The organism is Desulfobacter sp., assembly GCA_028768545.1.
Taxonomy (GTDB): domain Bacteria; phylum Desulfobacterota; class Desulfobacteria; order Desulfobacterales; family Desulfobacteraceae; genus Desulfobacter.
The window spans coordinates 1,401,264-1,426,961 of the sequence record CP054838.1 but is presented as its reverse complement, the minus strand read 5'-3'; the positions used below and the strand labels follow the sequence as shown (position 1 = coordinate 1,426,961).

At 48.8% G+C, this 25,698-nt stretch carries 21 protein-coding genes and 1 pseudogene; 13 read left to right on the top strand and 9 right to left on the bottom strand.

The genetic code is table 11. The features are described 5' to 3' along the window. Positions 1–92: 92 nt before the first annotated feature. Both HUN05_06840 and HUN05_06835 read right to left on the bottom strand, forming a co-directional pair. Positions 93–638, bottom strand: a complete 546-nt coding sequence (locus tag HUN05_06840; GenBank protein WDP84902.1) for a hypothetical protein — start codon at positions 636–638, stop codon at positions 93–95. Next, complete coding sequence (locus tag HUN05_06835; protein WDP84901.1) at positions 639–2,246, bottom strand: cache domain-containing protein; 1,608 nt, start codon at positions 2,244–2,246, stop codon at positions 639–641. It abuts the gene before it with no gap. 339 nt (positions 2,247–2,585) lie between these two features. Between HUN05_06835 and HUN05_06830 the strand changes: the two genes are divergently transcribed. From HUN05_06830 to HUN05_06810, 5 genes are all read left to right on the top strand, one after another. Beyond that, a complete protein-coding gene (locus tag HUN05_06830) occupies positions 2,586–2,975 on the top strand; it encodes a NifB/NifX family molybdenum-iron cluster-binding protein (protein ID WDP84900.1) in 390 nt (129 codons plus the stop codon). Beyond that, the gene (locus HUN05_06825) at positions 2,884–3,537 is read left to right on the top strand and encodes a 1-acyl-sn-glycerol-3-phosphate acyltransferase (GenBank protein WDP84899.1); all 654 of its coding nucleotides are present in this window, start codon (positions 2,884–2,886) and stop codon (positions 3,535–3,537) included. The genes HUN05_06830 and HUN05_06825 overlap by 92 nt, the downstream gene beginning before the upstream one ends. A gap of 329 nt (positions 3,538–3,866) precedes the next feature. After that, positions 3,867–4,997 carry a glutamate synthase gene (locus tag HUN05_06820; protein WDP84898.1) on the top strand — a complete coding sequence of 377 codons (1,131 nt, stop codon included), beginning with the start codon at positions 3,867–3,869 and terminating at the stop codon, positions 4,995–4,997. Further along, positions 4,961–6,595, top strand: a complete 1,635-nt coding sequence (locus tag HUN05_06815; protein WDP84897.1) for a 4Fe-4S binding protein — start codon at positions 4,961–4,963, stop codon at positions 6,593–6,595. Before HUN05_06820 ends, HUN05_06815 begins: the two co-directional genes overlap by 37 nt. A gap of 12 nt (positions 6,596–6,607) precedes the next feature. Beyond that, a complete protein-coding gene (locus HUN05_06810) occupies positions 6,608–8,935 on the top strand; it encodes an FAD-dependent oxidoreductase (protein WDP84896.1) in 2,328 nt (775 codons plus the stop codon). A gap of 134 nt (positions 8,936–9,069) precedes the next feature. Here the strand turns inward: HUN05_06810 and HUN05_06805 are convergent, their stop codons facing one another. The 5 genes from HUN05_06805 to HUN05_06785 all read right to left on the bottom strand — a co-directional run bounded on the left by HUN05_06805 (position 9,070) and on the right by HUN05_06785 (position 14,264). Then, a complete protein-coding gene (locus HUN05_06805; GenBank protein ID WDP84895.1) occupies positions 9,070–10,152 on the bottom strand; it encodes a ParB N-terminal domain-containing protein in 1,083 nt (360 codons plus the stop codon). Between the two features lie 2 nt (positions 10,153–10,154). Beyond that, the gene (locus HUN05_06800) at positions 10,155–10,781 is read right to left on the bottom strand and encodes a metallophosphoesterase (protein WDP84894.1); all 627 of its coding nucleotides are present in this window, start codon (positions 10,779–10,781) and stop codon (positions 10,155–10,157) included. A 50-nt stretch (positions 10,782–10,831) separates the two neighbouring features. Further along, positions 10,832–12,265 (bottom strand): TIGR00159 family protein, encoded by a 1,434-nt coding sequence (locus HUN05_06795; GenBank protein ID WDP84893.1) that lies wholly within the window; start codon positions 12,263–12,265, stop codon positions 10,832–10,834. 7 nt (positions 12,266–12,272) lie between these two features. Further along, entirely contained in the window at positions 12,273–12,683 is a 411-nt protein-coding gene (locus HUN05_06790; GenBank protein WDP84892.1) for a DUF2914 domain-containing protein, read from the bottom strand. 411 nt (positions 12,684–13,094) lie between these two features. Continuing rightward, positions 13,095–14,264 carry an IS4 family transposase gene (locus HUN05_06785; GenBank protein WDP87955.1) on the bottom strand — a complete coding sequence of 390 codons (1,170 nt, stop codon included), beginning with the start codon at positions 14,262–14,264 and terminating at the stop codon, positions 13,095–13,097. Between the two features lie 230 nt (positions 14,265–14,494). Here HUN05_06785 and HUN05_06780 point away from each other — a divergent pair. From HUN05_06780 to HUN05_06760, 5 genes and pseudogenes are all read left to right on the top strand, one after another. Continuing rightward, positions 14,495–15,316: pseudogene (locus HUN05_06780) on the top strand (transporter substrate-binding domain-containing protein). A 71-nt stretch (positions 15,317–15,387) separates the two neighbouring features. After that, positions 15,388–16,404, top strand: coding sequence for an ABC transporter permease subunit (locus tag HUN05_06775; protein WDP84891.1), 1,017 nt, complete (start codon positions 15,388–15,390; stop codon positions 16,402–16,404). Then, positions 16,401–17,132 carry an amino acid ABC transporter ATP-binding protein gene (locus HUN05_06770; GenBank protein WDP84890.1) on the top strand — a complete coding sequence of 244 codons (732 nt, stop codon included), beginning with the start codon at positions 16,401–16,403 and terminating at the stop codon, positions 17,130–17,132. Before HUN05_06775 ends, HUN05_06770 begins: the two co-directional genes overlap by 4 nt. Before the next feature lie 209 nt (positions 17,133–17,341). Next, positions 17,342–18,094: an N-acyl homoserine lactonase family protein gene (locus HUN05_06765; protein WDP84889.1), complete on the top strand. Its 753-nt coding sequence runs from the start codon at positions 17,342–17,344 to the stop codon at positions 18,092–18,094. Positions 18,095–18,150: 56 nt separating this feature from the next. After that, a complete protein-coding gene (locus HUN05_06760) occupies positions 18,151–19,122 on the top strand; it encodes an endonuclease/exonuclease/phosphatase (GenBank protein WDP84888.1) in 972 nt (323 codons plus the stop codon). Between the two features lie 86 nt (positions 19,123–19,208). Here HUN05_06760 and HUN05_06755 read toward each other — a convergent pair whose 3' ends face one another. Continuing rightward, the gene (locus HUN05_06755; GenBank protein ID WDP87954.1) at positions 19,209–20,378 is read right to left on the bottom strand and encodes an IS4 family transposase; all 1,170 of its coding nucleotides are present in this window, start codon (positions 20,376–20,378) and stop codon (positions 19,209–19,211) included. A 422-nt stretch (positions 20,379–20,800) separates the two neighbouring features. Between HUN05_06755 and cooS the strand changes: the two genes are divergently transcribed. Together cooS and HUN05_06745 are read left to right on the top strand one after the other, a co-directional pair. After that, entirely contained in the window at positions 20,801–22,762 is a 1,962-nt protein-coding gene (gene cooS, locus HUN05_06750) for an anaerobic carbon-monoxide dehydrogenase catalytic subunit (protein ID WDP84887.1), read from the top strand. 273 nt (positions 22,763–23,035) lie between these two features. Then, positions 23,036–23,644, top strand: coding sequence for a TetR family transcriptional regulator (locus HUN05_06745; protein WDP84886.1), 609 nt, complete (start codon positions 23,036–23,038; stop codon positions 23,642–23,644). Between the two features lie 168 nt (positions 23,645–23,812). Here the strand turns inward: HUN05_06745 and HUN05_06740 are convergent, their stop codons facing one another. Then, positions 23,813–24,727 carry an AEC family transporter gene (locus HUN05_06740; protein ID WDP84885.1) on the bottom strand — a complete coding sequence of 305 codons (915 nt, stop codon included), beginning with the start codon at positions 24,725–24,727 and terminating at the stop codon, positions 23,813–23,815. Between the two features lie 250 nt (positions 24,728–24,977). Here HUN05_06740 and HUN05_06735 point away from each other — a divergent pair, with 250 nt between their 5' ends. Next, a complete protein-coding gene (locus HUN05_06735) occupies positions 24,978–25,652 on the top strand; it encodes a GntR family transcriptional regulator (GenBank protein WDP84884.1) in 675 nt (224 codons plus the stop codon). The last annotated feature ends 46 nt before the right edge of the window (positions 25,653–25,698 follow it).

Here is a 25,698-nt window from a genome sequence, read left to right as displayed (position 1 = left end):
GCCGGGACGCTGTCGTTCCTATACTGCGAACGGATTCTAACCCAGCAGATGAGGCAAAAACAGCCCTAAATTCAGGCTCTGAAAATCTCCCATCAGACCTTAAACTTGGCCATCATCTCGGACAGGGAATTGGCCCTGTTCTTGACCTGGGCGCTTGAATCGGCAATCTTTGCTGCGGCATCGGTGACCTGGGCCACGTCCTGGGAGACACCCTGGGAGGCGGACGCCCCCTGGGCAATGTTCTCATTCACCTCGGAAATCCCCAAAGAGGCCTGGGATACGTTTTCGGCAATTTCCCCTGTGGTGGCGGACTGTTCTTCCACGGCCGCGGCAATGGTGGACACAATCTCATTGATCTCCGAAACCACTTTGGTAATGGATAAAATCTCTGTAATCGTCCCTTGGGTGGAGGCCTGGATGCCCGAGACCTTTTCTTTGATCGCATTGGAGGCTTCCGCTGTCTGACTGGCCAGATCCTTGATTTCATTGGCCACCACGGCAAAGCCTTTACCTGCGTCCCCTGCCCGGGCCGCCTCAATGGTCGCATTCAGGGCCAGAAGGTTGACCTGGGAAGAAATATCGGTAATGGTTTCCACCACCGTAAAAATCTCTTTGGCAGAGACCCCGAGTTCATCCACCTAGGTCGTGGCATGTTCAGCCTGTCCCACCGCATCTGTGGTGATCTGGCGGGCATTTTCCGCATTCTGTGCAATTTCCGTAATGGTGGCCGTCATCTCTTCGGCAGCTGCCGACACCATATTGATATTGGTGGAAGCCTCTTCCATGGCCGCGGCCATGGAGTTCATGTTGGTGCTCATCTCTTCGGAAGCTGCAGCCACGGATTCCGACCGGCCCGAGGTATCTGTGGCGGATAAATTCATCTGGTCGGAAAGCAAGGCAAGTTCAGAAGAGGATCCGGTCAAGGTTTCAGTATCTCCCTTGATCCTTGAAATCATGGACTGAACATTTTCCACAAACATATTAAAATATTCGGCCAGCTCCTGGGTTTCATCCCCGGAGGTGTCTGTAATCCGGCGGGTCAAATCCCCCTCTCCATGGGCGATATCCTTGAGCATATCAATAATGCGCCGGATGGGACCCACCACCCCCTTTGCAATGACAAAATAGGAGACCGCCAGAGAAAAAATGATACTACCCAAAATGGCAAGGCTGGTCTTCATGATGGCGCCCGAGATAAAGGCCTCTATCATCTGCTTTTCTTTGGCCACCACCGCGTCTATATCATCGGTATAAATCCCTGTGCCCACGTACCAGTCCCAGGGCCCGAGTTTTCGGATAAAAGAGGTCTTGGCCAAATCCGCATCAGAACCTGGTTTGGGAAAATAGTACTTGAAAAATCCCCCTTCAGGTGCTGAGTTGCCCGCCTTGACCAGATCCCGGATCAAATAATTGCCTTTGGCGTCCTGAAGATCCCAAAAATTTTTCCCCTGGCGCTCGGGTTTTGGCGGCAAAAGGATACACTTGCCCTTGGAATCATAGATGAAAAAATAACCTGCGCCCTTTTCGCCGTAACGGATGGAACCGATGCTTCTCAGGGCATTTGCCTGGGCCTGCTCTTCAGTGGATTCAAGGTATACCCCGGTGCCGATAATCCAATTCCAGGGTTTGTACAGCTTGACATAGGATATCTTGTCCTGGGGCTTTTCAAACCCGGGCTTTGGCCATTTATAATCCACAAACCCGGCCGTTTGTTCTTTGGCAACCCGATCCATTTCTTTGAAAAAAAGCTTTCCGTCCGGATCCTTCATTCCCAAAAGATTTTTCTTATTCAAGGCGGGTTTAATGGGGTGGTGGACCATGAGACCGTCTGTATCCTGAATCCAGAAATACCCTTTCCCGTCAGTTCCCCAGCGCATCTTGTCAATAATGGCAATGGCAGCTTCTTTCTGTTCTGTAAAATCTGTATACGCCCCATCGTCCATGGCCTCAAACACGGCAACCGCCTGGTTCACCGCAGCCATAACCTGATCCCCGTATTCCTTTCGAATGGCATCCTTGTCCATGGAGGCATCCAACCGCTCTTTGGCAATGGTAAAGGCGGAATTGACCAGATCCCGGATCTGAAAGCGCTTTTCCTTCATCATGTCTGTGCTGTATTGTTGGACGGCAAGTTCACCTTCTCCCTTTAATGCAGAAATGGAAAAAAACAGAGACACACCGCCCACCAGAATTAAGGCAAGAACGACCAAAAGATTGACTTTTGCTCCGATTTTGAGCTTCATCATACCCCTCCTGTAAAATGTCCAGCCGGAAAAAATCCCCGCAATGCTAATTTTCGTACGAATTTTTTTTAGGTTAATCTGTTTGAGTGCATAAGCCCAAGGGCTCTGAATTCAACCGTGTTCATCTTTTAGCTCATTTTTTTTGCGTTATGACCTTTAGGCTATCAACCCTGGGATAAAGAATAGCACACTGGCCACGGCATGTAAATTTCAAAAATTCGCCAGCGATAAATCTTTTGGTGAAAGATGCGAATTTTCATTCGCCTTGCAAGTTGAAATTAAGGCCTTATCATATGGTCAAGTTTCAGATATGATATTTAAAATAAGGTTTAAGGAGGAAATATGAAAATTGCATTTCCAGTCGAGGAAGATAAGGGGATTCAAAGCCGGGTCAACGAGCATTTCGGCGTTGCAAAGGCATTCATGATTGTGGATATGGACACCCGTGACATCCAGGTGATCGCCAATAAAAAAGCCGCAGGCGCAACCTCCTGCAAGACAAAGTTCATAGACAAAGATTCAGGGGTCACGGCCGTGGTCACAAAATGTATCGGGGACGGATCCCAGCGGGGACTCCACGGCGAAGGCATCAAAATATATGCAGCTCAAGCCGAGACTGTGGCCCAGAACCTGGACCTGTATGAAAAAGGAGAACTCAAACTCTTCCACATGTTTGACCTATGCCAGGAAAAAAAGAATAAAAAAGAGGGCGGGTGTGGCCACCATCACTAATCCATTTCCACTCATCCTCAGCTGGACAGGAAAACTGGTCTATTTTCTCATGGGTTGGACCTATGAGCCCTTGCCTCCCTATTGGGAAAAAAAAGCCGTGGTCATCGGGTTTCCCCACACTGCCAATATGGATACGGTACGCGCCCTGACCTATATCAAGCTTGCCCGGGTCAATGCACGGCTTTTGGTCAAGTCCTCCTGGTTTTTTTTCCCCATGTCCCTGTTGCTCAAAAGCCTTGGGGGAATGCCGGTAAAGCGTGACAAGGCCCATGGATTTGTGGACAGCGTTGTTTATGAGTTTAATCAGCGACAGGAACTGGTCGTGGCCCTGGTCCCCGAAGGAACCAGGAAAAATGTCGCTGCCATTAAAACCGGGTTCTGGTATATTGCCAAGGGCGCAGATATTCCCATCATCTGCTGGTACCTGGACAATAATGCAAAAAAAACCCGGTGGCTGGGAAAAATTCATCCAGGCCCGACCCTTGAACAGGACCTTGTTAAAATCCAAAAACTTTATAAAAATGCTGGATTTTCCATACCCATGGGAGTTCAGTCTGAGTAAATTTAAATAATTTTTAATAAAATTACATCATCCCCGGACCTTAAGATTCTCTTGCATATTTATGATTTCACAAAACATAAATATGTATTTCCAGGGAATCCCTAATTTTATGGGGCAAATTTTAAGATTTACAAAACCACCTTTAGGTTCGATTCTACACCTAACCCCCTGAAAAACAATAAAAATGATTGACAGGGCAGGACTCTGTCTTTACACTTGAAAGTTCGAAATTTTGTCAGCAGCCCCTGGGCTGTGCCGCCGACCCCTTTTTTACCAGATTGGGACAACGGCAGCTGCAACTTGTTTACAAAGATTTTAGGAGTGTATATATGTGTCGTCTGTTTGCACTTACCAGCAAGGATCCCGTATCCCCCATGTTGGCCATCAAAGCCCTGGACGTAATGAAAGAGGGGCATGACGGTTCCGGGGTGGGCCTGCTGCTTCAGGATCTTGGCGAGCCCTTTGAAGAGATGAAAGATGCCCCGATTCTTTCGGGTATTTTCAGCGAAGAAGGAATCCGTCGCCTGGACCTGTTCATGATGGACAAAGGGTTTTTAACCAAATATAAAATCTCTTTAAAACCCCCAAAGCAGGGGGCAAAAGGTATTCCAAAACGCGATCTTTATCTGATCCGCGCCTATGAACTGCCCGAAGGCTGGGAAAATCTGGACCCGGAAGAACTGGCAGACAGGCTATTGAAAATCCGTCTTAAAATCAGGGAAATGGGAGAAGAAAAAAAGGACATGATCGTTTTTTCCTTTTGGCCGGACACCATTATGATCAAAGAGATCGGCGATCCCATGCAGCTGGCCGACTATCTGGGCCTGGACAGAAAAGAGCTGCACGCCCGGGTCATCATGGCACAGGGACGGCAGAACACCAACTATGCCATTAACCTCTATGCCTGCCATCCCTTTTTTATTAAGGGGTATTGCACCATGACCAACGGAGAAAATACCGCCTTTATTCCCATCAAGGACTTTCTCTCATCCAGGGACATCCCGGGATATTCAGGTTACCAATCCGATTCCGAGGTCTTTGCCCACATCCTCCACTATTCCATGGAAGAGCTGGACTTGGGCATTGATGCATACAAGCATGTGATCACCCCCCTTCAGCAACAAGATCTTGAAGCCCACCCGGACCATGAGTTTTTATCCCATTTGAAAAAAAGCTGCCGCCCCCTGATCATTGACGGCCCTAACTGCGTCATCGGCACCCTGCCCGACCATTCCATGTTCATGGTTCAGGACAGAAAAAAACTGCGGCCCGGGGTCGTGGGCGGTAAACCCGGCCTCTATGGTTTTTCCTCGGAAATCTGCGGCCTGGATGCCGTGCTTCCGGACCGGGACAAGTCCAAAGATATTCAACCCATGCACCTTGATACAGCCATTGTAAGCCCTGAACGCCAGGAGGTAGATATATGTCGTCAAACACAAGCCTTGAACCTTCCGCTTTAAGCCTGAATGATCTGCCCTGGCAGATCGAATACAATAATGACCGATGCACCCTCTGCGGCCAGTGTACAGCAGTTTGTCCGGTCAAAGCCATTGAACTTGTCACCTTCCAGAAACGGATCATCAAAACATCTGTCAAACCGGGGGCTGAACAGTCCAACCAATATGATCAATTTTACGGCATCCGCCAGAAAACATCCGTTGCAAATGCCTGTATCGGCTGCGCCATGTGCACCCTGGCCTGCCCCAACGATGCCATCCGCCCGGTGAAAAACCCAGGCCTGGACCGGATGAAATTTCATATCAATCAAAAGGGTGTTCCCCGCCGCCGCGGCGGCAGACGGAATGCCTCGGGCTCAGTGCTTGACCGGATCAAGTTCACCCGGATCTCCATGCTCACGGACCCGGCCCTGGATGCCGGCCGCCACGAGTTTGAAATGCGAACCCTTTTAGGGCGGGTGCTCTCCCCGAGTGAGAACATGAAACGGCTCAAGACAAAGGGCTGGATCCCGCCGGTCAGGGAGATCTATCCCCTCATCATCGGGGGGATGTCATTTGGTGCCCTGTCCCCCACCATGTGGGAGGGACTTCAGATGGGAGTGGCCTACCTGAATGAGGAAATGGGCATGCCCGTACGCGTGTGCACGGGTGAAGGGGGATGCCCCCCGCGCCTTTTGCGTTCCCGGTTTTTAAAATATGTCATCCTCCAGATTGCCTCGGGCTATTTTGGCTGGGACGAGATCATCCATGCCATCCCCCATATGAAAGAAGACCCCTGCGCCATTGAGATCAAATACGGCCAGGGTGCCAAACCCGGGGACGGCGGACTCTTGATGTGGCATAAGGTCAATAAGCTCATTGCCGCCATCCGGGGCGTGCCCCCAGGCGTGAGCCTGCCCTCTCCCCCCACCCACCAGACCCAGTATTCCATTGAAGAATCCGTGGCCAAAATGATTTTGTCCATGTCCATGGCCTGGGGATTCAGGGTGCCGGTATACCCGAAAATATCCGCCTCATCCACCTCTTTGGCCGTGCTCAACAACCTAACCAGAAACGACTATGCCTCGGGCCTTGCCATTGACGGTGAAGACGGGGGAACAGGGGCGGCCTATTCCGTATCCATGGATCACATGGGACATCCCATCGCCTCTTGCATTCGGGACAACTATCTGAACCTGACCAAAATCGGCATGCAGAATGAAGTGCCCATATTTGCCGGGGGGGGTATCGGCAAAAACGGCAATATCGCCGCCAATGCCGCAGCCTTGATCATGCTCGGCGCCTCGGGCGTCCAGATCGGAAAATATGTGATGCAGGCAGCGGCCGGCTGCGTGGGAACAGAAGAAGACCGGTGCAATGTCTGCAATTTAGGGATATGCCCCAAGGGCATCACCTCCCAGGATCCAAGACTTTACAGACGGCTGGACCCGGAAGATGTGGCCCAGCGCATTGTGGATCTCTTTGTCTCCTTTGACACGGAGCTTAAAAAGATTGTGGCCCCATTAGGCCGCTCCACCTCCCTGCCCATCGGTATGTCCGATGCCCTGGGGATTGACGATAAAGCCATTGCTGACCGCCTCAGTATCAAGTATGTGGTGTAAAAGGAGGCTGCCATGAAAAAAAGCGATTATATATTTATAGCAGGAAAAAGAGACGAAAAACGAATCCCTTCCAGGGTTCTTGAAGAGATCATCCACCAGCATATCAGCCGGGGGAACCGGAAACTCGAGGTCCAGGCATTTGGCCAGCACGGTATTGGCGGACGGCTCTGGGATGCAGGCACAGAAAAAACCCAAATCCGGATCATCGGCCACTCAGGCCAGCGTACAGGCTCTTTGGGCAACGCCAACACTGAAATTGAAATCATGGGACCTGCCTCGGACGATATTGGATGGCTCAATGCAGGCGCCCAGATCATTGTCCATGGAAACGCCTCCAACGGGGTCATGAACGGTGCGGCCCAGGGAAAAGTCTTTGTGGGCGGATCCATTGGCGCCCGGGGCATGACCATGACCAAGCGGAATCCCCGGTTTGATCCCCCTGAACTATGGGTGCTGGGGTCTGCAGGAGATTATTTCGGAGAATTCATGGCCGGCGGCATTGCCGTGATCTGCGGCCATGGGTGCGAAAATCGGGAAGAACTCTTAGGCTACCGCCCCCTGGTGGGTATGGTGGGGGGCCAGGTTTTTCTCCGGGGAAATGCAAAAGGGTATTCCAAAAAAGATGCCAAAGAAATTCCCCTGGCAGACAAGGACTGGAAATGGCTTCGGACCCATATCAAAAATTTTCTGGACAAGATTCAAAAACAGGATCTGTTTGAACACATGTCCAACAGACGAGACTGGCGGCTGTTTACCTCAAAGACCCCCCAGGAGAAAACCCAAGGGACCAGCCATCCTGCCATGTCATGGTTCAGGGACCAGATCTGGGATGCTGAACTTGGACGAGGCGGTCTTATCGGAGATCTTCAGGAGACGGAAAAAGGAACCATCCCCCTCATTGCCAAAGGAAACAACCGCCGGTACGTACCGGTGTGGGAACAGGGCCGGTATACGTCCCCCTGCCAGGCCGCCTGCCCCACAGGCATTCCGGTCCAGGACCGCTGGGCCATGGTCAGGGCCGATAATATTGACGAGGCCATTTCCATGGGCCTTGAGCACACCCCCTTTCCGGCCACGGTTTGCGGGTATCTCTGCCCCAGCCCCTGCATGGCCTCCTGCACCCGGAACTCAGCCTATATGAGTCCCATTGACGTACGGCTGCTGGGTCGGGCAGGGCAGGATATCAAACCGCCCAAACCCGCCAGAAAAAGCAAAAAAAAGGTGGCGGTCATCGGGGCCGGCCCGGGCGGTATTTCCGCGGCCTGGCATTTGACCCTCAAGGGCCACACCCCGACCCTGTTTGAGACAGGCAAGACCATTGGCGGAAAAATCGCCTCGGTAATTCCCGAATCCAGAGTACCCTCTAAGACCCTGGATTCAGAACTTGCCCGGGTCAAATCCTTTATCCAGGACATCCGCACAGAACAGAAAATCACGGCCGCCCTTTTTTACAAAATCAAAAATCACTATGATTTCACCATTGTTGCGGCCGGGGCAAAAAAACCCAGGACACTTCCGGTGAAGGGGATCAAAAGAGCGCTCTCTGCCAATGATTTTCTGGAACAGGCCAAACAGGACAAGGTTCACCCCGGAAAAAAGATTCTTATCATCGGGGCAGGCAATGTCGGCTGTGATGTGGCAACAGAGGCACATCGGTTAGGGGCCCGGGACATCACCCTGATTGATGTCCAAAAACCTGCGGCATTTGGCAAGGAAAAAGAAGATGCCGAAAAATGCGGAGCTAAATTTCGCTGGCCCTTGTTTACCAAAGAAATCACAGCCAAAGGGGTAACGCTTGCAGACGGGGAACGTTTAGCGGCTGACACGGTGGTGATCTCCATCGGGGATGTGCCGGATCTTGCCTTTCTCGGAGACGAACTGGTCACGGAAAACGGGTTTGTCAAAGTGGACCAAAACTGCCAGACCTCGGATTCAAGGGTATTTGCCATTGGAGATGTCGTGGGCATAGGTCTTATCACCGAAGCCATCGGCGCAGGGAAAAAAGCGGCCTTTTCCATTGACCAGATCATCCGGGGCAAGGCACCGGATCAGGCATCACAGCTGCCCATGATCGACAAACAACGGGTCTCTCTGGCCTATTACGACCCCAGAAAAGAGACCGCTGCCCTGGACAGCTGCGGTGAGGACTGTGCCTCCTGCGGAAACTGCCGGGACTGCGGCATCTGTGTGGCAGTCTGCCCAGAAGCGGCCATCAGCCGGCAAGAGACCAAAACCGGATTTGAATATGTGGTGGACGGGGACAAATGCATTGGGTGCGGATTCTGCAAAGGGGCCTGCCCCTGCGGAATCTGGGATCTTGTTCCCAACACCCCTTTGTAAATATCCACCAGGATACATAAAAGGGCCGACGATCCATTGGGTCGTCGGCCCTTTTTGCGTTTTGTATCCACAATATCCGGTTGCCGTACCTTCGCCCTTTCTCGGCAATCCCCTTTTTACGACGCCATCAGGTTTTAAAATCCCATCTTCACCTTGGATATGCCCGGAATAATGGTCTGGGTCCGGTTAATGCCTTCAAGCCGCCTGATATTCTGATCCACAAACTCGGCAATGGTTTCTGCATCGGAGGCCAGAAAATCCCTTTTCAGGACCACTTTAACCAGGATATCAATGGTGCCGTGAACCGAGTGCACCTCCTGAACCTCATCCAAGGCATACAGAGAGTCCAGAATCTGCATCTCTTCTGTGGCCCCGATATTGATAAAAATAAAGGCGGTAATGGTCCGCTTCATTTCAGGATAGTCAGGGGTATTTTTCTCGAGCATGGATTTTCTAAACCCCTCCATGCTTTTGGGGATGAGCTGGTCAATTCCGATGCCGTATTTTCGGTTGGTGCTGCGGTTCCAATGATAATAGGAAATATAGGTGTAAAGGTCAGCAATACTTCTTCCGGGAAAATAGGCCAGCAGACCGCCTGAAGATATAATGGCGGTCAGGGGGACAAAAATCGTATTATACCAGTCCCTGGCCGCTTTTTTCAGGTCACAGTCCCTGCCGGACTGGGATGCCAGGTAAAGCTGATGCTTTTTGATCTGTTTTTCCAGAAAATTATACTTTCCCACCTCGGTGAGATCTATGGTCTGCTTGAGTCCGGTTTTTTCAAAAAATTTCTTTCTTTCAATGTAAATCAGATTTTCCATCGTGTTTTTACCGGACAAGAGCTCGACCACCTTGGCCTGGATCTCGCTCCATCCCAACTCCTTGGCCGCGGCCACCCGATGGTTGCCGTCCAGGACATAATAGTCATTGCGGATCTGGTAAAGATTCACCGGCGGCAGACTGCCGCCTTCCCGCATGATCCGTTTAATATCACTGAACCGCTTGCCTGACACATATTTTTTAGGCCTGAACCTGGAATCAAAATCATAATATTTTCCCACGCTGCCCGTAATCTGGTCCATGGGAATGGTCTTGAGACCGTGCTCAACAAATTCCACGTCCTCTTCTTCAGCCTGCTGCTCATTAAAGGAAGAAACATGGTCATTGTCCGAATTTCTGGACTTGGAATCAAACAGGTTTTTTAAAAATTTCATCATACTCAGACCTCAATAATAATATGGCCGCAGGTGTTGATCACCTTTGTCCGGTTGACTTGGGTGATTCTCTGTTCAAACCCTTCAAACGCCTCATGGACATGCCCATGGATAAAATAATCAGGTTGAAGCTTTGCCATCATCCGGTTAAAACATTCAAAACCCCGGTGACATAAGTCTTCTCTGTCATGAACATAACGGGGAGAGGCATGGGCAACCACCATGTGGATGGGTTTTTTACGCCAAATCTGAAACCCCAGCCAAAAGATAATTTTTTTCATCATGGCTTCGGTATATTGATTGGGTCCCCCATTATACCACATAGACCCTTCAAGGCCCAAAATATTCAAAGATCCTGCCCTGACCACCCTGGCATGAATATTTTCACACCCCACTGGGTTGGACAGGGTATATCTGATATCATGATTCCCCTTGATGTAGTACAAGGGGGCGTCCAGCCGGTCCCGCAAGAATGACAGGTATTCAGGATCCATGTCACCGCAGGAAAGGACCAGATCAATGGGCGGAAGATCCTTGTTCTCAATATCCCGGGTCAAGTCCTTCTCAATAAAATCAGAAATGGATAAAATCCTTAAATTGTGGGTATGTCCCAGGATATTTGCCTTGCCCATGAATGATGTCCTTAACCTTAAGGTTATCTCTTGTCCTTTATGAATGTCGATTAAATTGCAGGGTTGCTCTTGGATATAAAATACTGAACCTGAACCCGGGTGCCGGTTTCAACCTTCATGGCTGGCGAATCCAGCACCAGTCCCACTTTTATTGTGCCCGAATCCCTTAGGGTGTCCAAAAAAATCTTTTCTGTAAAAATGGTCGAGACATGGTTTAAGGCCAGGGCTCCGCCCTTGACCTGTACGACAGGAGGAATAGTTCTTGCCCGGACCATAATAAATCCTTTGGGCAGTTTCCCCTTCCAGTCGGGCTGGATGGGAAGTTCTTTTTCCACCAGGGCGTCCAGGGTAATTTTAACCTGGGCCGGCTCAATCTTTTTAAGCTGGATACCCGGAGGGAGCATGACATCCTTTGGGGAAATGGGCAATACTTTATTACCCGCCCCTGAATCAGGCAGGATCAGTTTAATATTGATCTGTCCCGGATCCAGGGCCTTGATCAGGGGCAGTGCTCCGGAAATCAGCAGCTTGGCCTCTGATGCAGAGACCTGGGTGATTTGAAGTTTGGGATCAGGCTTGATAAACTCAATGGGAACTTCATGGGTGGACAGGGTCGACATTCCCCTTGAAAATACATACCAGATTCCAATGGTGCACACAAGACAGATCATCCCGGCAAGGGCCAGTTCCCGTGTCTGACGTTTCAGCCCCCTTTTTTTAGGATCTTCTCCGGCATGGTCTTTAAAAACCGCCTGAATGTCCGAGGCCTGTCCAATGGAATGGAATCTGTTTTTTTCCAGCACCGAGATCTTACCGCGCTCTTCAGAGACCACGATCACAATGGCATCTGTAAGTTCGGTCAACCCCAGGGCGGCCCTGTGACGGGTCCCGTAACTTGTGTCAAGATCTCTTTTCTGGGACAGGGGAAGAATCACACCGGCCCGGGTAATCCGGTTCCCCTGGATAATAGCGGCCCCGTCATGGAGGGGATTATCCGGCCAGAAAATACTGACCAACGCCTCTTTTGACAATTTCCCGTTAAGGGTGATCCCGCTTCTGACAAAAGAGTCCAGCCCCTGTTTTAACGGAAGTACAATCAGGGCACCGATCTTTTTTTCGGCCAAATCCCTCACACTGTCGACAACAATCTCTATGGGGGTATTGACCTGGTGCCTTGGAATCCCCCAGAAAAAAGACTTTAAATTCCGTGTCCTGACCACACTGGAAATCTCATTTCTAAACACAATGATAATTACGAAGGTGGCTGCCGTAATCACCCCCTGCATGGCCCAGTTGGTAATAATGAGCCCTAAAAAAGAGGCAAACCGGCTGACGATCCAGAGCAGGCATACGGCCAGAAGCACCCTGAACACATTGGTTCCCCTGAACAGCACATAAAGCCTGAACAGAATATAGGCATTCAAAAGGATATCCACCAGATCCTGCCAGCGAAATCCCGGAAAATCGTATAGGAATTGTTCCATGGGCAGATCAGTCCGTCATGCTGAATCTTAGGGTTTGCATCAGTTGGTCCTGGTCATCAAGAATTTCCACCCGCCAGGGTCCCTTGTCCGCATCCCGGATCTGTATCCTGCTGAACGAAGACCATTTGGGAGGAGAAAGGGTCAGCTTCATGGTAAAAATAAGCTTGTCCCGCTTATACCACCGGTGGAAGATATGTGTTTTCTCCAGGACCGGGTCAAATCGTGAAAAACAAAAAACCTCTCCCCGGGAGATGGAAAAAACCACGGCCGGGTCCACGGGTTTGAATGTCTCGATGGCTGTGCACATCACGGCCTGGGAAAGAATTTCCTTGTCACGGCATTGCCCTGGATTCGGGAAAATAACCCACCCGGAAATGATCATCAGGGAAACCACCCATTTTGCAAACCATGTTTTCATGGCGGATAGTATACCCCATGAAAGGTGATTTTCAAAGAATTTCCTTGCAAGATCCCCTGGCACAGGCGAAGCCCTGGCGAAAGCCTAACCCGAATATTTCATGAAATTTTAAGTGTTTTGCCAAAAAGTTATATTATTACAATTGGTTGTGTCGTTTTACATTCTACGAAACATCACCCTCCGGGCAAAGCGTTTTACCTCATCTGCTGGGTTACAGTCCGCTCGCAGTAAAGGACTACAGCTTCTCGGTCTGTGCCTTGCAGCTAAGGAAAAAACGCTTTGTGAAATATGCGGGCTAACAAAATGTTCCCTTAAAACCGATCATATGAGCTAAATATGCAAGAGGTTATAAATAGTGCTTGCCATTTGAAAAATTTATGCTAAGTATTAATTTTACTCAGTGATGTCCGGTTAGGTTTTTGCTTGCTCAATAATTTTTTGATCTTTGACAATATTGTCCCTGTTTGAACTATGAGAGCCCTGCTCCTCGCAGCCAAACAGGTCATTTAGAATGGCGGTTCGCAGCTGCCGAACTCTTTTGATCGTGACCTTTTCATTAAACTGTTTTTGGCAATGGATTGCCAGTAACAGGTAAGTGATAAGGCCGCCAAGAATCTGAACCATAAGGCCGTATTCACTGCGGGCAATGAGATGATATACCTTCAGATGTTCTTTCCACCATTTGAAAAAATCCTCAATGGTCCACCGGAGTTTATAAATTGTTGCTATTTGTTCCGCTGTTAAATCATGCCTGTCAGTTGCCACATAGTATTTGACGCCAGCAATTTTATAGCCAACAACCCGAACAGGCCTTTTCGTCTGGTTTTGATTCGGAGTACCAAGTTTAACCAGTGCATCATAAAAAATGTAGCTGTCGGAAGGGGTCTCGTGGTTATCAATAATTGTTCTTGTTGTCCTGGTTTTTATACGGCAGACAAAATGTTTGCCTTGCTCCTGAAGCAGGTCAAATTCTTTATGGGATTGATATCCACGATCCATAACACCTGTTTGCCCCTTGGAAAGTATTTTGGGAACAAAAGTGCGTTCAGCGCCGTTGCCTTCAGTCAAAAAGATTTTGTTTGGGATTCCGTGATTAATGTCAAATCCGCAATGTACTTTGGCTTTTTTACTTCCTTTTCTGTAGTTCGCCCAGTGCATTGAAAGGACTGCATTTATGAGACTACCGTCAATGGAAACCAACTCTCCTAACTCGGCGTGTTCACCCGGATGACACTCAAGAGCCTGTTTATAAAGATCCTCAAAGATAAATTGCAGTTGTTCGAGTCCCCTGTGATTGATGGCTTCACAGAAACTACTACGGCTGATACCACCGTCTGGCGCAATATTTTCTTTAGCAAAAACATTCTCCTTGAGATCCTGAATTAAATGTCGGGCAGACTTGTGCTCCTGAAGATGGAAATAAACCAAAGCATTTATCTGGTCTTCGAATGTCATTTTTAAAGGGCGGTCTCCTCGAGATTGTAATTCCGGTGATTTTGAAAGTGACTTTATCAGAGGGCACCTGAAATTGTCAAAGTTCAGGGACCGTAGTTGTTTTTTAGGGACTGAGATGTGCGTCATTTGAGCTCCTTGAGTTAAATTTTCAAGGCGCACAAAAATTTTTACGCACATTTGTCAACACAAAACAGACTGTTTTTTCAATGATTTTAGATGCTTTTTATATGCAACAACCTAACCGGACACTACTGAATTTTACTAATTAAACGTGTTCTTTAGTTAATCAAACTTGACTGACTGCCTAAGATTAGGGTCTTAGACAAGGCGAGAGGTCACCAAAACCAGGAGGAAAAATGAAAAAAATTTTTGTTTCTTTATTTGCGCTTGCTTTTCTTTTTGTTGCAGCACCGGCCTTTAGTGCGGACATCAATCTGGCCAAGACATCCACGGTTGAGTCCATTGTAAAATCAGGCCAGCTCCGTGTTGGGTTTGAATCCGGCTATCTCCCCTTTGAAATGACCAATACCAAAGGGAAATACATGGGATTTGACATTAACCTGTCCAAAGCCCTTGCCAAAGCCATGGGCGTAAAATAGGTGGGCATAAACACCGCATGGGACGGCATTATCCCCGGTCTGATCACGGACAAATACGACGTCATCATTGCCGGCATGACCGTTACCCAGGAAAGAAACCTCTCCATTAACTTCTCTGACCCCTACATTGTTGTAGGCCAGGCCATCCTCCTCAACAAAAAACATGAAGGCAAAATTCTCTCCTACAAAGACCTGAATGATCCCAAATACATTGTATGTTCAAAACTGGGCACCACTGGAGAAAAAGCCGTTAAGCGGATGATCCCCAAGGCCACCTACAAATCCTTTGAATCAGAGCCCGAAGCCTGCATGGAAGTCATCCAGGGCAATGCCGATGCAACGGTTTACGACCTGCCCTTGATTGAGTTCTTCCAGGCAGCCCACGGTGAAGGCAAAACCATTGCGCTCAACAAACCCTTTACCTTTGAGCCCCTTGCCATGGCAGTCAAAAAAGGGGATCCCGACTTCTTGAACTACCTCAATAATTTCATCCGCCAGTATAAAAACGACGGCAGATGGCAGAAAGCCTATGACAAATGGATCAAGTCCAACGACTGGCAAAAAGAGCTTGCCGAATAAGATCATTTTGTAACAATTAACTTGGGCCGGCAGTTTTACAACTGCCGGCCTGTTTTGTAAGGCAGATTTATATGGCACAAAAAATATCCAATATCAAGCGATTGAGCAACCCCACAGCATACACCCTGTCTGTTATCGGGTTTATTGCACTGGTATTCTTAGTGGTCGGGGCGGTCTACTCGGCAACCATTGCAGTTGATTACCAGTGGCGCTGGTTCAAGATCCCCAAATACTTTGTATACACCGAAAATATCACCATTTATGCCGAATCAGACGGCGAAATTGAAGCAATTTCGGCCAACAATGAAAAATTTGACATCACGGTCAAAGATGAAGAAGGAACCCAGACCTACACCGTTCCCAAAGGCTCCTTTGACTGGGATGAAGGAGACATGGTCTCTCCCGGAGACGTGGTTGCAGAGTACAAGGGAGATAAGAAACCCGGTATCCTGGCCAAGGGACTCTGGCTGACCCTGAAAATTTCTTTTATCTCCACTATTTTAGGCATTCTTTTAGGCATTATCGGCGGAGTGGCCAGGGTATCTGATACTCCCATACTCAAATGGTCGGCCATCACCTATGTGGAAATTATCCGGGGCTCCCCCCTTCTGGTCCAGATCATGATATTTTATTTTGTGCTGGGTACCACCATCAATAAAATTTTGGCCATGAACGGACTGCCCACCCTTCATCCGGAATGGTACGGAATCATGGCATTGTCCATATTCACCGGCGCCTATGTGGTTGAAATTGTAAGGGCAGGCATTGAAGCCATTCATCCTGGACAGGTGGAAGCGGCAAGGTCCCAGGGCATGACCTATTTTCAATCCATGTTCCACATCATCCTGCCCCAGGCCCTGAAAACCATATTGCCGCCTTTGGCAGGCCAGTTTATCAACTTGATCAAGGACTCCTCCCTTTTGGGCCTGATCTCGGTGGTGGAACTGACCAAGGCCACACGTGAGGGCATCACCACCAGTCTCCAGACCTTTGAGCTCTGGTTTTTATGCGCTCTTCTCTACTTGAGCATGACCTTTACACTTTCCATGTTTGTTCAGTATCTGGAAAGGAGGACGTCCACAAAATGATAGAAATAAAAAATATATTTAAGACATTTCACGTCCCCCATGAGGTCAAAGCCCTTGTGGATGTGACCAATACCATTAAAGCCGGAGAGGTGGTGGTGGTCATTGGTCCCTCAGGATCGGGCAAATCCACATTTCTTCGCTGTCTCAACCGCCTGGAAACCGCAGACCACGGTCAGATTCTGGTGGACGGGGTGGACATCTTTGATCCCAAAACAGATATCAACAAAGTCAGAATGGAAATGGGCATGGTGTTCCAGTCCTTTAACCTTTTCCCCCACCAGTCGGTTCAGGGCAATGTGACCCTGGCCCAGAAACTGGTCAGGAAAAGGACTAAAAAGGAGAGGGATGAAAAAGCCATGATGCTTCTTGAAAAAGTCGGGATTGCCGAAAAAGCCCTGGCCTATCCATCCAATCTCTCCGGCGGACAGCAGCAGCGGGTTGCCATTGCAAGGGCGCTTGCCATGGATCCTAAAATCATGCTCTTTGACGAACCCACCTCCGCCCTTGACCCTGAAATGATCGGCGAGGTTCTGGATGTGATGAAAACCCTGGCCAAAGAAGGCATGACCATGGTCTGCGTCACCCATGAGATGGGCTTTGCCCGGGAAGTGGCCGACCGGGTCATTTTCATGGACGAAGGCCAGATCGTTGAAGAGGGCACCCCGGAACAATTCTACACAAACCCCGGCCATGACCGGACCAAATTATTTCTTAAACAAATTCTATAATTTAAAAGCAAGGTATTCCAAATCAGTCCGGCCCGGCCCTTTTCTTAGAAGGGCCGGGCTTTTTTATTCAGGCGGTTTCACCCATTTTTATTACTTTTTCCCATCACCATATTTTCAGTACAGATCTCTTTTATTGACACTTTTCCCTTCATTTCCTATACCGATATATGAGACAGGGGCAACCTGAATAAAAAAAGGGAATTTCAGCCATGGCCACCCAATATACCATTCACCCCATCGTCATGGGCACTAAGGTCTTTGACAAGAGCATGATGACCTATCAGCACGGACAGGGCCAAACCTATACCATCCCCATTTTCACCTGGGTGATCAAAGGCGGGGACAAAAATATCCTGGTGGATACAGGAGAAATGAATCCCATCCAGTCAGAGGAAAGGGAAAAGGCCATCAACGGAAAAATCCAAACCTTTGAACAGGGCCTTGCCCGTCACGGACTGAGTCCCTCAGACATTGATATCGTCATCCACACCCACCTTCACATGGACCATTGTGAAAACGATTATAAATGCGTAAACGCCGATTTTTTTGTCCACGAGGCAGAGTTGGAATCCGTTCACAATCCCCATCCCCTGGACTACAGGTATCTTGAAGATTTTATTGATGATGTGGAAGAAAACGGGCAGATCAGGGTGGTGACCCGGGATATGGAAATTATAGACGGCATTCGTGTCATGCACACCCCGGTCCACACCCGGGGCGGCCTTACCGTGCTCATTGACACGCCCAAGGGAAGGGCGGCCATTACCGGATTCTGCATCATTGATGAAAACTATGATCCCCCGCCTGAAATCCGTGGAATGGAAATGGACCTGATCCCGCCGGGCACCCATGTGGATGTATACAAGGCCTATGACATCATGGCCAGGGTCAAGGAGGCCGCAGCTATCCTCATCCCCCTTCATGAACCCAGGTTTGCCTCCATAGAAACGATCGGGGAATAATCTTCAAAGGAGAGGTCAAACAACGAGACGGTTAACCCTTAAATCCGGAGGTGAGTATGCCCAAAATCAACCTTGGCTGGTGGAACCTGGAAAACCTGTTTGAGCACGAAACCGCATCCCGGGACACGGCACTTAAATCCAAACTCAAATCAGAACTCAAGGGATGGACCGCCGCAATCCGGGACAAAAAAATCGCCCAGCTCGCAAAAATTATCCAGATGATGTTCAATGGCAGAGGCCCGGCTCTGCTCGGTCTGTGTGAAGCGGAAAACGAATCTGTGGTCCAGCGACTTGCCAATGCCGTCAACCTTCCGGCCAGGGATTATGCCGTGGTCTCCCATGAATCCCATGATGCCCGGGGAATTGATACCTCATTTATCCTGGATCTCAACGAGCTCACAGTGTTAAGCACCCACCACCAGGTAGTGATCAAGCGCTCTGCAACCCGGGATATTTTCTGGACCCGCCTCAGGGTAAATGCCACGGGTGCCACCTTTGTGGCCATTGCCAATCACTGGCCGGCCCGGAGTGCGGGGCAGTATCTGTCCGAACCCTTCCGGATTCTGACCGGAGAAACCCATGCCTATATTGTATCCTGCCTTCTGAACAAAAAACGGGGAGGGGATCCAAACCTTCCCCTGGTATCCATGGGAGATTTCAACGATGAGCCCTTTAACCGGTCCCTTCAGGAATACACCCTGGGAACAAGGGATCCCGGCCGGGTTCGCCATTCCAAATCCGGACACCTGCTCAACCTGATGTGGCCCTTGATGCAGGGCCATGATCCCGGCACCTATGCATACGGCAGTGACTGGAATATGCTGGATCAATTCCTGGTTTCCAAAGAAATGACCAAACCCGGCAGTCCCGTAAGGGCAAATCATGAGAGCCTAGAGATATTCAAGCCCGCCATTTTAAAGACCAAGGGCGGTAAACCCAGAAAATTCAGCCGGCCGTCGGCCAAACGCGGGGCTGACCTTGAGGGATTTTCAGATCATTTCCCCATCACAGTTGAATTGGATGTATAACGCCCAATCCGGCACAAAAATTTAAGAAAAAACAAAGGCCGTGAAAATTCAAACCCAATGGCCTGGAAATTGACAGTGATGTCCGGTTAGGTTTTTGCTTGCTCAATAATTTTTTGATCTTTGACAATATTGTCCCTGTTTGAACTATGAGAGCCCTGCTCCTCGCAGCCAAACAGGTCATTTAGAATGGCGGTTCGCAGCTGCCGAACTCTTTTGATCGTGACCTTTTCATTAAACTGTTTTTGGCAATGGATTGCCAGTAACAGGTAAGTGATAAGGCCGCCAAGAATCTGAACCATAAGGCCGTATTCACTGCGGGCAATGAGATGATATACCTTCAGATGTTCTTTCCACCATTTGAAAAAATCCTCAATGGTCCACCGGAGTTTATAAATTGTTGCTATTTGTTCCGCTGTTAAATCATGCCTGTCAGTTGCCACATAGTATTTGACGCCAGCAATTTTATAGCCAACAACCCGAACAGGCCTTTTCGTCTGGTTTTGATTCGGAGTACCAAGTTTAACCAGTGCATCATAAAAAATGTAGCTGTCGGAAGGGGTCTCGTGGTTATCAATAATTGTTCTTGTTGTCCTGGTTTTTATACGGCAGACAAAATGTTTGCCTTGCTCCTGAAGCAGGTCAAATTCTTTATGGGATTGATATCCACGATCCATAACACCTGTTTGCCCCTTGGAAAGTATTTTGGGAACAAAAGTGCGTTCAGCGCCGTTGCCTTCAGTCAAAAAGATTTTGTTTGGGATTCCGTGATTAATGTCAAATCCGCAATGTACTTTGGCTTTTTTACTTCCTTTTCTGTAGTTCGCCCAGTGCATTGAAAGGACTGCATTTATGAGACTACCGTCAATGGAAACCAACTCTCCTAACTCGGCGTGTTCACCCGGATGACACTCAAGAGCCTGTTTATAAAGATCCTCAAAGATAAATTGCAGTTGTTCGAGTCCCCTGTGATTGATGGCTTCACAGAAACTACTACGGCTGATACCACCGTCTGGCGCAATATTTTCTTTAGCAAAAACATTCTCCTTGAGATCCTGAATTAAATGTCGGGCAGACTTGTGCTCCTGAAGATGGAAATAAACCAAAGCATTTATCTGGTCTTCGAATGTCATTTTTAAAGGGCGGTCTCCTCGAGATTGTAATTCCGGTGCTTTTGAAAGTGACTTTATCAGAGGGCACCTGAAATTGTCAAAGTTCAGGGACCGTAGTTGTTTTTTAGGGACTGAGATGTGCGTCATTTGAGCTCCTTGAGTTAAATTTTCAAGGCGCACAAAAATTTTTACGCACATTTGTCAACACAAAACAGACTGTTTTTTCAATGATTTTAGATGCTTTTTATATGCAACAACCTAACCGGACACTACTGGGAAATTGAACAAAGACATAACTCTATCCAGGAATCCCATGGGTATTTTACCGGCCATCAAAGGCCCCGTATTTTCAAAGGTTTTTGAACACCAGAATCTCCATGATCAGAACGCTCTTTAAAAAAAAAATATTTTTGTGGAATAAAACCCAAGAGACAAAAATCATATATTTAGTCTCATCTCCCTATAACCAGGGTAATTTTCGATACCAGGGCCAGGAACGCAGGTGTTTGTCTTCATCCAGTTTAATCTGCCTGTAAAATCCCTGAAAACCGATTTCAAAGGAGAACAATATGGCCAGTGATAAATCCACAAAAAAACAGGTTCCCGCTTCAGAAAGAACCGCTTGCGAAGCAACCCGGCTCATGCTGGACAAGGCAAGAAGGGACGGGGTGGTCATTGACCTTGACCGCGGATACGATATGAAGCCCTGCCCCATCGGGGCGGAATCTGCCTGCTGCAAACATTGCTACATGGGCCCCTGCCGCCTGAACCCCAGAGATCCCTATAAAAAAGTCGGGGTCTGCGGGGCCACCATCGACACCATCATGGCCAGGAACCTGGGCAGAAACGTTGCCACAGGATCTTCCTCCCACAATGACCATGGTCGGCACATTCTGGAGTTGTTCAAAGGCATTATCGAGGGAAAAGCAAAGGAATTTACCATTGACGACACCCTCAAACTGGAACGGGTCGCCAAATCATTGTGCATTGAGGTTGAGGGCCGGGAGGTCTATGAGGTGGCCAAGGATCTGTGCGATGAGCTGGAAAAAACATTTTCCAATGTAAGCGGAGAAATGCCCTTTACCCGGCGGGCACCCGAGGCCACTTTGGAACAATGGCGAAAAGACGGCATCGTTCCCAGGGGGGCCATGCTTGAAATCATGGAGATGATGAGCCGGACCCATATCGGCTGCGACCAGGACTATAAAAATATCACCAAACAGATCAACCGGACGGCACTGGCCGACGGATGGGGCGGTTCCATGGTGGCAACGGAATTATCCGATATCATGTTCGGCACCCCCTCTCCCACCCTGGCAGATGTCAACATGGGCGTGCTCAAGGAAAACCATGTCAACATCATTGTCAACGGCCATGAACCGGCCATGTTTGAAGGAATGCTGGCCGCGGTGAATGATCCGTTTTATATTGACCAGGCCATTGCCAAAGGGGCCGTGGGCATCAACCTTGTGGGCATGTGCTGTTCAGGAGCAGAGATGATGTCCCGCCACGGGGTGCCCCATGCCGGCAATTTCAGTTCAACAGAGGCCGTCATTGTCACCGGGGCCGTGGATGCCATCGTGGTGGATATCCAATGCATCAAACAGGGGCTGGCAGAGGTGAGCAAATGCTATGACACCCATTTGATTACCACCAATTCCCGTGCCCATATTGAAGGGGCCACCCATATTGAATTTGACGAACTTGACCCCAAAGCCAGTACCGACCAGATTCTGGCCAAGGCCATTGCCAGGTTTGCCACCCGGTCCATGCCCGTTGAAATTCCCCAGATCAGCCAGTCCGGGGTGCACGGGTTTACCCACGAGTATATCGAATATATGCTGGGCGGCAGTTTCAGAGGCTCTTACTCCCCCTTGAATGAAAACATTATCAACGGCCGAATCCGAGGGGTGGCAGGGGTTGTGGGCTGCACCAACCCCAAGGTAAAACAGGATTCCGTCCATGTGGCCCTGGTGGAAGAACTCATTAAAAATGATGTTTTGGTCCTCCAGACCGGATGTTCCCAAATTGCCCTGGCCAAGGCAGGGTTTCTTGTGCCGGAAGCCGCCCCCCTTGCAGGACCGGGCTTAGCAGAGGTCTGTGAAACCGTGGGCATGCCCCCGGTACTGGGGTTAGGCTCATGTGTGGACAACACAAGGATACTCATTGCCGCCTCAGCCATGGTCAAAGCCGGCGGTCTTGGCAATTCCATTGCCGACCTGCCCGTGGCCGGCTGCGCTCCGGAATGGATGAGCGAAAAGGCCCTGGCCATCGGCCAGTACTTTGTGGCCTCCGGTGTGTACACGGTCTTTGGAGTTGGATTCCCCTCGATCAAAGAGACCAAATTCCATGACCTGCTCTTTAACGGCCTTGAAAAACAAGGATATGGGAAATGGGGGGTGGCCAAAGACCCCATTGAAATCGCCCGGATGATGATTGGTCATATTGATAAGAAAAGAAAAGAGCTGGGCATTGACAAGGCAAGAAAACGGGTATTGGTGGATATGTCAGACCGAAGGGATATTGCCTGATCCCGGCCCTGCCTCAAATAAAACAGATACCTGCCAGGGCCCTGAATTTTTATCACAGGGCCCTGGTTCAGGATAAAATTTTTAAGAGCAGTTTTTTTAAGCACAAGAAATATAAAGGCTTTTTTAACCCATGGGCCCCGAACAAGAGATTGTGATGGAATAAGGTCCTTTCCCCGGCCTGGGGGAATCCAATAAAAGGTTTGACAACCCTGGCCGGGGTTCATATATTATATTGATTAGCGTTAAGACAATAAAAACAAGGTAATATACTAAATGGGTCGAAAAAGCATATCACATATCAGAAAACCTGAAATTCTGAGACATACCTATAAAGTCGTTGAAGAAGAAGGCTTTAAAGGAATGACCATCGGCAAGATTGCCAAACGGATGGGCGTAAACTCTGGACTGATCATCCATTATTTCAAAAGTAAAGAAGGGCTGATCATGGAAATGGTGGATTTTCTCTACCAATCCTCCATGAACCAGTATCTCAAAGAACTGGAGACTTTGACCACTCCCAAGGAGAGGATGGAAAGCCTTATGGAAATCCTCTTTGACACCAGCGGCACACTTCCCCAGAGGGATGCCGTGTTCTGGTCCTGCTACGCCATGGGCTTTCGAGATGACCAGATCAGGGAAAAGATCAAGGCCATGATGATCAAATTCATTGACTTTGGTGTGAAAGAAATCCAAGGATGGGAAAACACGGGACTTGCCAGCGTGGAAGACAAGGCAAAAGCCGCCGCCAAAATCCTGGCCCTGTCAGAAGGGTTCGGCATCTTGAGAAATTCAATTGATGATCCGGAAACCATTCAAGAGGTTGCCAGGTTCATGAAAGAGACCACCCTCAATACCCTGAACTGCAGGTCGTCCATTGACTAAAGGCCTGAACTGAAAATCGTCATTCGGCCGGATTCATTCTTACAAAAAATCAAAACTTGCGAAATGTTAAAGGCATTTGATATTTTGTTTTTTTTGTGGCTGAATCCGGCTGAACAGGTCAGAATTTAAGCACCCCATTCCAAAGCGTGCCTATCCCGCATAGTCGAGCTATAATACCAGGGCCACGGACAATGAACCAAAAGACAGCATGGTAGAGACCATGATGGCGGTTGATGCCAGCTCAAGATCTGAGTTCAGCTGGGTTGACAGCACATACAGGGCGGTTGAGGTAGGCAGGCAGAAAAAGATCATCCCGGTTTTAAAGGCAACCCCTTCCACCCCAAACACCTTGAGCATGGCAAATCCGGTCAAAGGCAGAACCAACAGCTTGAAACAGGATGCCGCAAGGGCTTGGGTTTTGTACCTGGCAAGCCCTGCAAAACTCAAGGTGCCGCCAATGGAAATCAGTGCCAAAGGCAGGGTTACAGAGGAGACCAGGGCAAAGGTGTTGTTGAGGAAAATAGGGATTTCCACCTGGATTCTGGATACGATAACACCGCCTACACATCCGAGGATCAATGGGTTTAAGGCCAGGGCCCTGAGAAAAAAATAGGCTTTTTCTCCCAGGGGCAGGGTCTGGTTGGAATACCAGATCAGAACCGAAACCGCCATCACATTGATGGCCGGTATGAGAAACCCGATAAGAATCCCAAAATGCCTCACCCCTTCCTGCCCCAAAGTTTCCAGGACAATGGCCATGCCGATGTAGGTGTTGAACCGAAAACAGGCCTGGGAAAAAGAGCCGGCCTCGAACCCAATCACCTTTCTTTTTCGGATAAAAATCAGGCTGAATATAAACACCAAACCCACGGCCAGAATCCCGGCCAGGCAGAGCCCTGTACTGGACTGGGCCGTGGTGGAAGATCCCACCACCTTCCAGAAAAGCATCACAGGAAAAAAGATATAGTAGACCAGTTTATCCGAAGTCTTTAAAAAAAGATCTGAGGTCAGCCCCTTGGATTTGAGCAGACAGCCCAGCACCAGGAGCGCAAACAAAGGAAAAAGGGTGTTGAGAATAATCATGGTCTGCCTTTTTTTATTTTTAATTTTTTATCCACCAGACTATACCTCTGTTGCCCTGCCAAATTCAACCAATACGATTAATTTTAAGGCCAGGAAGGGGAACAATTCACTTGACCGGCATCTGATATCTGATATATTAGATATCAGATAATTTAAACTGGGGGTAAAACCTGCCCCCATTTGACGGAATTCTTGAATTCATATATAAAAAAGAGCATTTGGCATGGAAAAAAAAGGGCAGCAGCAAAGAATGAAACCACGGTTAAATATCTTATCATTGAGGGAACAGGTCTATGAATACCTGAGAACGGAAATGGTCACAGGAATTCTGGTTCCGGGCTCGGCCATCAACCTCAATAAAATTGCCCAGCAGCTGGGCATCAGCAAGACACCCTTGAGGGACGCCCTGATCCACCTTGAGCTGGAAGGCTTTGTCACCATCCTGCCCAGACGGGGGGTCATGGTCAATGCCCTGACCCTTGAAGATGTAAAAAATGCCTATGACAGTATCGGTATTATTGAAGCCGCCATTGTACTGGACACCTACCACAGGATAAAGCCGGCCCAGATCACCCGGCTGGAACGGCTGAACCAGCAGATGCGCAAAGATATTGAAAATGACAATTTTTCAAACCTGTTCAAAACCAACCTGGCCTTCCACGATGTGATCAATCATCTGTCTGACAACCCTTTGCTGGAAAAATTTATCCTTCCCATCAAACACAGGCTCTATGATTTTCAGGGACAAAGCTATATCCCGGAATGGGAAATGAGAAATTGCGACGAGCATGACCAGTATATTGAATTTCTCAAACAAAAGAACCCAGAAGCAGCGGCCGGGGTTCTCAAAGACATTCACTGGTCCTACAAGGTTCAAGAATCCTATATCAAACAATTTTACGCCACCTCCGGCAATGAAACATAATTGCCGGACACAAGGTCTGTACCACTTAACCACATAAATTCAAGGA